The organism is Oceanobacillus kapialis (assembly GCF_044790185.1).
Classification (GTDB): domain Bacteria; phylum Bacillota; class Bacilli; order Bacillales; family Amphibacillaceae; genus Oceanobacillus_B; species Oceanobacillus_B kapialis.
In genome coordinates, this window is the sequence record NZ_CP085256.1 from 3,181,999 (window position 1) to 3,194,526 (window position 12,528).

General features: G+C 42.2%; 11 protein-coding genes. All 11 read right to left on the reverse strand.

Features of this window, described 5'->3' with window-relative positions; genetic code table 11:
• Positions 1-118: 118 nt before the first annotated feature.
• Positions 119-1,129, reverse strand: coding sequence for an ABC transporter ATP-binding protein (locus tag LG273_RS16560; RefSeq protein ID WP_404455693.1), 1,011 nt, complete (start codon positions 1,127-1,129; stop codon positions 119-121).
• A 3-nt stretch (positions 1,130-1,132) separates the two neighbouring features.
• Positions 1,133-2,086, reverse strand: coding sequence for an NlpC/P60 family protein (locus tag LG273_RS16565; RefSeq protein ID WP_404455696.1), 954 nt, complete (start codon positions 2,084-2,086; stop codon positions 1,133-1,135).
• 20 nt (positions 2,087-2,106) lie between these two features.
• Positions 2,107-3,216 (reverse strand): mandelate racemase/muconate lactonizing enzyme family protein, encoded by a 1,110-nt coding sequence (locus tag LG273_RS16570; protein ID WP_404455699.1) that lies wholly within the window; start codon positions 3,214-3,216, stop codon positions 2,107-2,109.
• Positions 3,217-3,234: 18 nt separating this feature from the next.
• Positions 3,235-4,158: an LD-carboxypeptidase gene (locus tag LG273_RS16575; RefSeq protein WP_404455702.1), complete on the reverse strand. Its 924-nt coding sequence runs from the start codon at positions 4,156-4,158 to the stop codon at positions 3,235-3,237.
• A 461-nt stretch (positions 4,159-4,619) separates the two neighbouring features.
• Entirely contained in the window at positions 4,620-6,269 is a 1,650-nt protein-coding gene (locus LG273_RS16580; protein ID WP_404455705.1) for an ABC transporter substrate-binding protein, read from the reverse strand.
• 20 nt (positions 6,270-6,289) lie between these two features.
• Positions 6,290-7,291, reverse strand: coding sequence for an ABC transporter ATP-binding protein (locus LG273_RS16585; RefSeq protein ID WP_404455708.1), 1,002 nt, complete (start codon positions 7,289-7,291; stop codon positions 6,290-6,292).
• Positions 7,292-7,303: 12 nt separating this feature from the next.
• The gene (locus LG273_RS16590; protein ID WP_379562145.1) at positions 7,304-8,251 is read right to left on the reverse strand and encodes an ABC transporter permease; all 948 of its coding nucleotides are present in this window, start codon (positions 8,249-8,251) and stop codon (positions 7,304-7,306) included.
• Position 8,252: 1 nt separating this feature from the next.
• On the reverse strand, positions 8,253-9,185 hold the full coding sequence (locus LG273_RS16595) for an ABC transporter permease (protein ID WP_404455711.1): 933 nt from the start codon (positions 9,183-9,185) through the stop codon (positions 8,253-8,255).
• A gap of 15 nt (positions 9,186-9,200) precedes the next feature.
• Entirely contained in the window at positions 9,201-10,025 is an 825-nt protein-coding gene (locus LG273_RS16600; RefSeq protein WP_404455714.1) for a M55 family metallopeptidase, read from the reverse strand.
• A 363-nt stretch (positions 10,026-10,388) separates the two neighbouring features.
• Positions 10,389-11,717: a UDP-N-acetylglucosamine 1-carboxyvinyltransferase gene (gene murA / locus LG273_RS16605; RefSeq protein WP_404455717.1), complete on the reverse strand. Its 1,329-nt coding sequence runs from the start codon at positions 11,715-11,717 to the stop codon at positions 10,389-10,391.
• A 34-nt stretch (positions 11,718-11,751) separates the two neighbouring features.
• Complete coding sequence (locus tag LG273_RS16610; RefSeq protein ID WP_404455720.1) at positions 11,752-12,459, reverse strand: YwmB family TATA-box binding protein; 708 nt, start codon at positions 12,457-12,459, stop codon at positions 11,752-11,754.
• Positions 12,460-12,528 lie beyond the last annotated feature (69 nt).

The following is a 12,528-nucleotide window of genomic DNA, read 5'->3' on the forward strand; positions in this document are numbered from 1 at the left end:
AATCTAGCAATCCCCTATTAAAACGTATATACAAATCGAGAAAACAATAGAACAGAAGAATGAAAAAACCTACGTATTTTTTTACGTAGGTTCCTGTACTTCTATTAGGTTAACTTCTTTAGCGATAGAGCGCTGGGTCTGTTTGGAGCGGTTTCTTGTTTTCTAGTTCGTTGTTATAAAGGTGACAGGCAACGTAATGATCTTGTTCCACTTCCTGCCAAGTTGGTGTCACCTCTGCACATACGTCCATGGCGAATGGACATCTTGTTCGAAAAACGCATCCGCTTGGTGGATCAATAGGGCTTGGCAGCTCTCCTTCGAGGATAATCCGTTCCCGCCGTTCTTCAATATCTGGATCTGGGATTGGAATGGCGGATAGAAGTGCTTTTGTATAAGGATGCAATGGCTGATCATATAATGCCCCACTGGAGGTGAGCTCGACAAGGTTACCTAAATACATGACACCGATTCTGTCAGAGATCTGCTTTACCATAGAAAGGTCATGGGCAATAAAGAGAAACGTCAAATTCTTTTCCAATTGCAGCTCTTTTAACAGATTTACAACCTGTGCCTGTACCGAAACATCAAGCGCGGAAATCGGCTCATCCGCGATTATAAAATCCGGTTCTAAGGCAAGTGCTCTCGCTATTCCGATACGCTGGCGCTGACCCCCACTAAATTCATGCGGATAACGATTAGCATGGTCCCTGTTTAAGCCCACTTCTTCTAATAATTCGTATACGCGCTCAAGCTGTTCTTTTTTCGACTTAAACAAGCTATGCACTTCCATTGGTTCTGCTATAACTTCACGTACCGTTGACCGTGGATTCAAAGAAGCGTATGGATCCTGAAAAATCATTTGCATCTTTCGGTAAATGCCGAATCTTTCTTTCTCTGTTAAACTGTGGACATCCTTTCCATCATAAATAACGTCCCCTTCTGTTTTATCATAAAGCCCTAAAATGGTACGACCTATGGTAGATTTACCACAGCCAGATTCCCCTACTAATCCAAAGGTCTCCCCACGATTGATATAAAAGGAAACATCGTTAACTGCCTTTAAGACCTTACCTTTCCCTACCGAAAAATGCTTTTTCAAATGGTTGACTTCTAATAGTTTTTCCTTCATAGGTTATGTCTCCTCTGTATCGAGCCAATAACGTCTTGCAGCACAAAGCTCTTTTTCGTATATCGTTCCTGCCAATTCTATAATCTCAATGCCTTTACCTGTTTGTGGAGAGTGAAGCATGTACCCATCTCCGTAATAAATGCCCACATGGTGTAGACGTCCTTTGCCTTCTTCATAAGCGAAAAACAGCAAGTCGCCTTGTCTTAATTCGTCAAAAGGCACTTCTTTTCCTGTCGCAGCTTGATCTGTGGCATCTCGTGCAATTTTATACCCGTTAGCTTTATGAGCAGCATAGGCGAGTCCTGAGCAATCGTAGCCATAAGAGCTCATGCCACCCCAAAAATAATCTAATCCTGTATATCTTTCTACTGCCTTTACAATCTCACTGCCATTTCCCTTTTTTAATCCTTCCTCTGTTGGAAAAATTGAAACATCTTTTGTCTGTAAAAAACGATTCCCATGAGGTGTTTTTACTTCTGTCAGGTCTTCTCCTGCCTTCACTACTGGCAGCAAAGTAAGATAGCTCAGTTCCATCTCCTTATGACCTGCCCCGTTTTGTAGCCATGCCTTATTAGTGGTTACAGCAGCTGATAGCTCCTTTTGCCAGTCTGCTTTGTTTACCTTCTTCAATTGACCTTTGGGTACCCATCCAGGATAACCGCGCGGATCCTTTTTCGAGGGCTGGTCTGGAACGACAACATGTACCCAATTATCTTTTGTCTCGGTTACAAGAACAGGTTGCCCATATAGTAGCTGGGACTGGACTCTATTTTCGGTACATAATGCCAGATTTTGTTCATAGGTAAGGTTTTGAATCCATTCATTTATCTTTGCTGGTGCAGCGGTTCCTGGTTCATCAATAGCTCGCGCAGAATTGGGTGAAGTCCAGACTGTTGCTACCTGTACAGCTGTTACGTACAATGTATCGTCAAATTGATCAAACGATTGTTTAACCATATAATGGCTCCTTTCTGATATTATTTCAAAGCACTTTCTGCTATTACATAGCGTTGGTCAATTTCTGTTATCCCTAGGCCTGGAGCATTGCCAAGATGAATCGTGGCATGATCATAGGTGATGCCTCCTTGAAGAATATCTCCTGTTAGCATTAATGGGGCATCAAAATCGTATCTTGTTATATTAGGCTGACTTGCTGCAAAGTGGGCTGCTGCTGTAATGCCAATTTTGGTTTCAATCATACTTCCTACCATACATTCCACATGGTAAATTGCAGCTAGCTTTGCTATTTTTATAGCCTCGTGGATCCCACCAGCTTTCATGAGCTTAATATTGATGAGATCTGCCGCTCCTGCTTCCAATACCCTTCTTGCATCACGGGCTGTAAACACACTTTCGTCAGCCATGATTAAGGTATCGGTATGACTGGTAACATAGTGCAAACCATCCAAATTGGCCGCTTTAACAGGTTGTTCCACCAATTCAATTGCAAGCCCAAGGTCTTCCATTCGTTGTATAGCCCTTACTGCCTCTTTCGGCTTCCACCCTTGATTTGCATCCAAGCGTATTTTTATATCAGGCCCAATTTGTTCACGGATTGCTTGGATTCTTTGAACATCTGTTTCAATTAGATCCTTCCCTACTTTCACCTTTAAAACGGAAAAGCCATCTTGGACATATTGGCTGGCATCCCGCGCCATTTCTTCTGGGGTATTAACACTAACAGTATAATCCGTCTCAATGCTTTCTTGATAGCCGCCGAGAAAAGCGGATACTGGCATCCCCGCTTGCTGGGCAAGGCAATCGTATACCGCCATGTCAACAGCCGCTTTCGCACTATAGTTGCCAACGAGTCCTTTGGTAAGCATTTCAAACAACCGTTCCCGTTGCATGAGGGAAGCCCCTATCAGAATCGGTTTTAAAACTCCGTTAATAGCAAACTCGACTCCCGCTAGGCTATCTCCTGTGATTACATGAGTCGGGGGAGCCTCTCCCCAGCCTGCTATGCCATTGTCACACGTGATTTTTACCAGTACAGTTTCTGCGACGGTAACGGTTCGTAAAGCTGTTTTAAAAGGTGTATGTAGCGGAATAGCCGCCCGATAGGTTTCGATATTATGAATATTCATCTAGTCTCCTCCGATCCTTTAACAAACGCCTGCTTCGATTGTAAGTGTCTTATCCTTACTGCAAAGCCTCGCTGACACACCAAGTGGCACGGCGATATGTGGGAAACAATGCCCTATTTTAAAGCCTGCTAACACGGGCCTGTTTAGCGATTGAAAATAGTCCTGGAAAACTTCCTGTAACGTGAAGCTTGCATCGAGCGTTGACTCAGTATTCGCAAAGTCTCCTATTACTACCCCAGCTACCTCTTCTAATTTTCCAGCAATTTTTAACTGGTTCAGCATCCCATCAACTTTATACGGTTCCTCGCCAATATCCTCTAGGAGCAGAAGCCTCCCTGCGGTATTCATTTCAAACGAAGTTCCCAGTGTACTCACTAATAAGGAGAGATTTCCGCCTACAAGCTCACCCGTTGCCTCACCTGGTGAAATCACACCCAAAGGTGCTATTTCTTCTGTATAGGTAAAGGATTCAGCTTGAAAAAGCTGGCTAAAGCGAGAAGCTGACAGTTGATCAAAGTCTTCTTTTGCGATGTCAGAGGTGAGCATTGGCCCATGAAAGGTTACTAGATTCGTGCGTTGGCGTATGGCAGTATGTAAATAGGTGATATCACTATAGCCCCAAAAGATTTTAGGATGTTTTTTAATAAGCTCGTAATCAATATCCGAAGCAATGCGCCCTGTTCCATATCCCCCGCGAGCACAAAAGATCGCCTTAATGTCAGGATTTGCAAACATCTCGTGTAGATCTTCCAGGCGCTGTTGATCAGTTCCTGCGAGATAGCCATTTGTCTCTTGTACATGCTTCCCAAACACAGGTTGCAGTCCGAGCTCTTCAAAAAAAGGAATTGCTGCTCTGAGCTTTTCCATATGTATAATGGGACCTGCCGGCGCGATAATTCCAACCTGATCTCCTTTTTGCAGCCTTTCAGGACGAACTACCATAATCCCAACTCCCTTTTCAATAGATAGTTTTCTCGCTTATTTCTATTATGTATAGATAGGATTAGCTCCTTTTCGAATAAGACGTAAAGGAGCTAATCCTTATAAAATAAAATTCTTAATTCTAAGTTACCTATCTTTTCTTGTCAGAAACTTCCGTGTCCAACTCGAACTTGAAACGGGCGCTTCCGCCTTTGTTTGTTAGTAAGGGAGTATAAAGTTTGGCACCATAACGTTCATAGTCAGTAACGGCCACGTCCAGCTCCAGCGCCCAGAGACTAGCGAGACTTCCCTCACCTCCGTACGATAAGTCAACATCAGCTCCAAAGAGTAAAGAGGGTCGGCTAAAATCGGCCTTGCCGGCCAACGCCGACATACCCCTGATGCAGGGGCATGTTTCCTTTATCTCCTACGGCTCAGTCCAGTCCGTACGTCTCTAAACGGGCGCTTCCGCCTTTGTTTGTTTACTCGGTTTTATCTGCCCATTTTAGTTCTACGTAACCAACTGGGTGGCGAACAATGCCTGAGACAGCGTCATTGTACATATAAACTTGGTTATAGTAGTGGATAGGGAAGACCGGCATTTCTTCAGCTAAAAGTTTCTCTGCTTCATACATGTATTCCCAACGTTGTTCCTCATCTGTTTCTGATTTGGCATTAGCAATCAGTTCATTATATTCCTCGTTTGACCAGCCAGTACGGTTCATTGAAGAGTCTGTGATAAAGCTCTCTAAGAAGTTTACTGGATCACCGTAGTCAAAGATGAACGAACTTCTTGAAAGTTGGTGGTTTAATGCTTTCTGATCATCTAAGAATACGCTGGCTTCTGTATTTTCTAACGTTACGTCAATACCAAGGTTTTCAGAGAATGCACTTTGCAATGTCTCTGCAATAGCTTTATGTGCTTCATTTGTGCTGTAGGATAGCGTAACTGCTGGCAGCTCATCATAGCCTTCCTCTTCCATTCCTTCTTCTAACAGCTGTTTTGCTTCTTCTGGATTATATTCAACCAAGTCTCCATTTACGTCACGGAAGTCATTGCCAGAAGGACCTTCAAACCCAGGTGATACAAAAGCAGTTGCTGCTTGTTCTCCATTTTTTGTTACATATTCCACGATATCCTGCTGGTTAACAGCAAGTGCAAAGGCTTTACGGATCTTAGCATTTTGAAACGGCTCTTTCGTCACATTAAAACGATAGAAATACAGTCCAGCTTGATCTTCAATTACGACACTATCATCGTTAATTAGTTGCTCCGCCATTTCGGCTGGAAGCTCGGTAACATCTAGTTCGCCTGCTTCAAACATCTGATACTCCGTATTCGTATCATTTACCATCGCCCAATGTACTTTATCTAGCTTGACAGTGTCTGCATCCCAATACTCTTCATTTTTTACGAAGACCATCTCACTATCATGCTCCCAAGATTCCAAAGCAAATGGTCCGTTTGATACAAAAGAATCCGCTTCAGCAAACCATTCTGGGTTCTCTTCTGCAACCGCGGAATTTACAGGGAAGAATGCTGGATTAGAAATGACGTGAAGAAAATATCCAGTCGGTGATGCCAATGTTACTTCAAAAGTTTTCTCATCTACTGCTTCAATCCCTAAGTCTTCAGCAGAACCTTCTCCACTGTTATACGCTTCTCCACCTTCAATAAAGTACCCTAAAAATGCTGCTGCTGACCCTGTCTCTGGGTTTAACAAACGCTCCCATGCATAGACAAAATCCTCGGCTACAACTGGGTCACCATTTGACCAGTTTGCATCTTCACGCAGGTGGAAGGTATAGGTTTTTCCATCCTCTGAGATGTCCCAATTCTCTGCAATCGCAGCTTGCGGGGTATCATCTTCACCCAAACGTGTTAAGCCTTCCATTAAGTTATTTAATGGGTTCCAGGAAACCGCATCAAACCCGACAGCAGGGTCAAAGGAAGTTGGTTCCACTCCGTTATTCATGTAAAGCACTTTTTCTCCAGACGCTGCGCTTTCTCCATCCCCTATGCTGCCTTCCTCTTCATTCGTTTCTGTACCAGCATCTTCATTTGCTGTACATGCCGCTAACACAAACATGGCGATAGCAGCCATCAGTAAAACAAGTAGTTTCTTTTTCATGCTAATTGCCCCCTTTTGTCTTATTTTTCGGCAGTTGCCAATAACTGTTTTGCTCGTTCATCCTGTAACCAGCAATCTACTTTGTGTGAAGTCGACCTGGCTGTTGTTACGGGATAAACTTTATCACACACCTCCATAGCGAATGGACATCTTGCTGTAAAAGGACATCCCTGTGGAGGTGAGAATAAATCAGGTGGTGTTCCTTCAATTGGTGTAAGCTTTTCGCCTTGTAGATCAAGTCGAGGGACTGAGTTCAAAAGCCCTCTTGTGTATGGATGCTGGGACTCGTAAAAGATTTCTCTTTTGTCACCAACTTCTATTATTTTCCCGGCATACATGACAGCAACGCGGTCGGCTATTTTGGCTACAACGCCAAGGTCATGTGTAATCAAAATAATCGATACACCTGTTGCGTCTTGGATTCTTTCAAAAAGCTCCAGAATTTGCGCTTGTATGGTTACATCAAGTGCAGTTGTCGGCTCATCTGCTATTAGCAGCTCGGGCTCACATATTAAGGCCATCGCGATTACAATACGCTGGCGCATCCCGCCACTAAACTGGTGTGGATATTGCTTTAGCCGTTCTTCAGCATTCGGGATACCAACAAGCTCCATCATGTTCAGTGCCTTTGCCTTTGCTTGGGTTGGCGTAATTTTCCGGTGCTGCTGCAGGCCCTCCATAAGCTGGGTCCCTATCGTTAACGTCGGATTTAAGGCGGTCATAGGATCCTGGAATATCATCGAGATATCCACCCCTCGAATCGCCCGCATTTGCTTTTCTGATAGTCTTGTTATCTCTTTATCTTTAAAGCGGATAGAGCCATTTGATATTTTGCCAGGCGGATCTGGAATAAGCCGCATAATGGCATTTGATGTAACACTTTTGCCGCAGCCAGATTCCCCTACAATCGCTAATGTTTCCCCTTTGTTTAAATGGAAGTCGACGCCTCTTACTGCTTTTACGGTTCCACCATATGTACGGAAGGTTACGTGAAGGTCCTTTACTTCGAGTATTTTTTCCATCTTGTCAGTCACCTACTTCCTCAGTTTTGGATCCAGCGCGTCCTGAAGTCCATCACCTAATACATTAAATGCAAACATGGTAAAGGATATGAAGAATGCTGGGAAAAATAATGTCCACCAATTACCAGAAAGAATAGCACCTAACGAATCATTTGCCATTACACCCCAGCTCGCGAATGGTGCCTGAATTCCAAGTCCAATAAAACTTAGGAAGGCTTCCGCAAAAATAGCGCTCGGAACGGTTAACGTCATTTGCACAATGATTGGCCCCATTGTATTTGGCAACAGATTTTTCCGAATGATCCGTGGCGTTTTCGTACCGAATGACTTAGAAGCGAGGACAAATTCATAGTTTTTAATCTGCAAAATCTGACCTCGCACAATTCGCGCCATTCCAACCCACCCCGTTACCGTTAACGCGATGATGATCGTGGATAAACTTGGACCAAGCACCACAAGTAACAGGATGACCACAAGTAAATATGGTAATCCGTAGAGAACTTCGATAATACGCATCATAATATTATCGGTACGACCACCTTTATATCCAGATAGTCCGCCGTAAATGATACCTATTGATAGATCAATTAGTGCAGCCATCAAACCTACAAACAAGGAGATACGTGCGCCATACCATGTACGGGTAAACACATCCCGACCGGCATTATCTGTACCAAACCAATGCTCTGCAGATGGCGGCTGCAGTTGGTTCGGCAAATCCTGTTTATTCACCTCGTACGGGGAAATAATCGGACCGAAGATTGCGAAAAAAGTAAGTAAAATAAGGAAAAAGAGACCGGCCATTGCCAGCTTGTTTTTGACAAGTCTGCGCCAGGCATCTTGCCAATAAGATAAGGAGGGGCGAGCAACGGTTTCAGCAGCATGTCTATCCTGCCCTTTCCAGGCAAACCACTCATCTGGTATCTGTTCAGGAGATTGATTCATCTTGTTAGCGTCCATATTATGCGCCTCCCTTTTTATGTATTTTGATGCGGGGATCTAAAATACCGTACACGATGTCTACTAGGAAGAGCATAAAGATTAAAAAGGCGCTGTAAAAAACAGTCGTACCCATAATAACCGGGTAATCCCGTTGATTTATACTTTCCACGAAATAACGTCCCATACCAGGGATGGCAAATATTTTCTCAATAACAAACGTTCCAGTTAGAATTCCGGCAAGCAAAGTTCCCATGATTGTGACAACAGGCATTAAAGCATTTCGCAATGCGTGTTTGACGACAATTTTCCACGGGGAAAGGCCTTTTGCCCGTGCCATTTTGATATAGTCCTGTGTTAATACCTCCAGCATGGTAGAACGTGTCAGCCTGGCAATAATCGCCATCGGTCCTGTAGCCAAGGCGATAATAGGTAAGATCATATGGGCTGGGCTTGACCAAGTAGCAGGAGGGAGTAAATTCCAGTCAACAGCCAGCTTTTGAATTAAGAGGGTTGCAAGCACAAAGTTTGGAATGGAAATACCAAGTACCGCGATACTAATGGCAAGATAGTCGATAATCCCGTTATGTTTCAATGCAGCAAGGATCCCAAGTGTAATCCCTGATATCAGTGCTACAATGATGGTCAGAATTCCGAGCTCAAAGGAGATCGGAAAACCTCGTCCGAGTAATTCATTAACTGTCTGGTTCGGTTGTTTAATAGATGGTCCAAAATCAAATGTAACGATCGATTTTATGTATAAAAAATATTGCACATAATAAGGCTCATCCAGATTATAATGTGCCTCTAAATTTGCTTGTACGGTTTCATTCGTATTTCGTTCACTATTTAGAGGAGAACCCGGGATCGTGACCATAAGGACAAATGTCAGGGTAACAATGACCCAAAGTGTTATGGCCATAATGAGTAGTCGTTTTGCTATGTATTTCAACATCTATGCCTGCCCCCTCTAGGAAAATGTGGTATTCATCGCTAGCTCTGTCATCACAAGCATTGCCTGGTACGCTTCCTTAATATCCTTTGCATGATACTTTACAATGGTGCTTCCAGGCTCTATTTCTGTACCTGGCATCAGATTAGCCCATTCTGCCTGCCCGTAATTTGTAAATTCGATACGAAGCACCGGGTTGTCCGGTGGCGAAAGTGGCTGCACATTTTGCCTTTTTTGTAATGCTATGCCAACCCGTTTGGTTAAAAGCTCTCCTGCCTTTTTTGGTGTTAGACTTTTAACAGAAGAACGGGAAATGGAGGTTTTTACTGCTGTTGTCGTGATTCCTTGAACAAGATCTTCAGCTTCTTTCGCTGCTTGATCATCGCCTGAAACCATAAGCAATGGGACATTATAATAACCGGCTAAATAAGCATTCAATCCCATCTCCCCAATTTCATGGTCATTAATATAAAAATTTCTGACCGCATGGATCATCGCATGACTCATGACACCAAATTGACCTGCCCTTGCATGGTATCCAATAAACATTGCCCCATCAAAAGACTCATCAAGCCCTTGCATCATTGAATATGGCTTCACTTCTCCTGTAATCAGGTAGGCTTCCGGATGAAGTTGATCAATTAAAAGATTATTCATTTTAGAATGGCTATCATTCACCACGATCTCCTTACATCCATGTTGAAAAGCTGCATCTATTACATAATTTGTTTCATCTGTCATGATTTTTCTAGCTCGTTCGTAATTATGTTTTCTGAAATCAACGTATGTATGATCAGGTAACCCCGTAATACCCTCCATATCTACTGATAGATATAACTTCATGAAGTCTGCCCCTTCTTTTTAATTGTTAGTAATTTTCTTTCAATTTTAACATATAATTAATAAAATTAAAAGACAGAATTCTGTTAAAATTGCCGTTAACACAACAGTCTGTAAAATATAAAGCCAAGAGAAGATGCACAAAACAGGAAGAAAGGTTTTATAATAGTGTGAAGTGGATCGAGGGAAGTAATGGGGTAAATACAATAAAATTATTGCTAATGGCAGCTATATATGCTAATAGAGTCTTGGCAGCACAGAAGTCTCTGAAGGGGCTAGAGAAGTCTTTTCCCATATAAAAAAGCAGAAGAATAGAAAACTCCTCTGCTTTTACGTACCATATAAAATTTATTAGTTTAAATCCTATTAAGACAGTTTCGCTACAAATCCTTTATCTTGGAAATCCACCTCTACGACTGGATTAACCGTATTGCCATGTTGATCCACACGATCAATATCTGCACCCAGTTGAGCGAGCTTTCCAGCAAAGTTTACATAGCCACGATCTAAATGCTTCAATTCTGTGATACGTGTATATCCATCTGCACGTAAGCCAGCAAGAATTAACGCAGCAGCAGCACGAAGATCTGTTGCAGCAACTTCTGCGCCTTGTAAGTCACTTGGACCTTCGATGAATACACTTCTTCCTTCAATTTTCATTTTTGCATTCATGCGACGAAACTCTTCTACATGCATAAAGCGGTTTTCAAATACGGTTTCCGTAATGACACTTGTACCTTCTGCGCATAACATGAGGGACATCATCTGGGATTGCATATCCGTAGGGAATCCTGGATGTGGTAATGTTTTAATATCAGTTGCTTTAAGTTGTTTCGGACCAATAACTCGGATTCCGTCACTCTCTTCCTTCACCGTTACATCCATTTCCTCCAGTTTGGAGATAACAGAGCGTAAATGTTCACTTTCGGCATTTTCAATTAGGACATTTCCACCAGTAATCGCTGCTGCTACCATGAATGTACCAGCTTCTACTCTATCAGGAATAATCGTGTGTTCTGTGCCATGGAGTTTTTCTACTCCTTCAATACGAATGGTTTCGGTACCTGCACCGACTATCTTTGCACCCATTTTATTCAAGTAATTAGCAAGGTCCACAATCTCTGGTTCTTTTGCACAGTTTTCAAGAATCGTTTTTCCTTCAGCAAGTGCTGCGGCCATCATAATATTCTCTGTTGCACCGACACTTGGCATATCTAGATATATTTTTGCACCCTTAAGACGCCCATTTACATGAGCTTCCACAAAACCATTTCCTACATGTACTTCTGCTCCCATTGCTTCAAAGCCTTTTAAATGTAGGTCAATTGGACGTGATCCTATCGCACAGCCACCAGGCATTGCCACATTTGCATGACCATAGCGTGCAAGTAATGGGCCAAGAACAAGAACTGATGCCCGCATCTTCCGAACATACTCAAATGGTGCTTCTGTCTTTAATTTCTTGGAAGCATCTACCGTAACGGTATTATTTTCAAAGTGTACGTCAGCATTCATGTTACTTAGGACTTGGTTAATTGTATATACGTCAGCTAACTCCGGGACATCGGAGATAACGCTTTTCCCTTCACTTGCAATAAGGCTTGCTGCTAGAACAGGTAATACGGCGTTCTTAGCACCTTCCACTCTAACGGTGCCGTTCAATTGGTGTCCGCCTCTTACGATGATTTTTTCCATATTTCAAATCTCCTTCAGATCCAATTTCATAATATTAATATTCATTTATTAGGATAGGTGTTCCTATCGTGTAAGTCAGATCTCCTGTTGCATTCTCTGTGACAGCTACTTGTATGTTCAATTTCGAGTTCCCTAAATTAATTTTCTGGGTCCATAGTGGTGTATACCCGTAAAAAATAAATTTATGTGCGGAATTTTTGGTGTTGTCGAATTGCTTGTTTTCGTGTTGAATGTTGAATGTTTTTGTTAAATCTTTGAAAAAATAATCACTATCAATTATAGCATCATCACTCACACTAAGACAAGCGAATGTTTGTGCCTTATTTGTAAAAAATTCATCTTTAATAGTTGTTTTTTTATTTACGTATGATTGCTTTATATCTTGTGTCCATTTCTGACCTTCTAATACAACGATCAGTTCGGCTTTCCCACTATGCACAATTACCTTATAGTATACGTTTAAATCTTTAAAATTACGTCTGTCACGTAACAAATAGTTTTGACTATTTTCTTTTTCCGTTTTTGACTCCTTTAAACCCTCTTTTTTTAATTGGGTTCGGATATTAGCTGCTCTCTCTACGTCTATCTGTTCTCTTATCGTGACGCTCCAGTCTTTCACAGGTAAATTTTCCGTTTCTGCGAATTCTGCTATATCGATAAGCTCATCCTGATAATTAGCCATCGTAGCTGTCTTGGTTACCATTAATAATAAAAATAATAGAATTAGTACTGTTTTCTTCATATAAAAAACCCCCGTATCATACTATAGTATTTATAGTATGTACAGGGGAATCTACTATTATACGGTAGG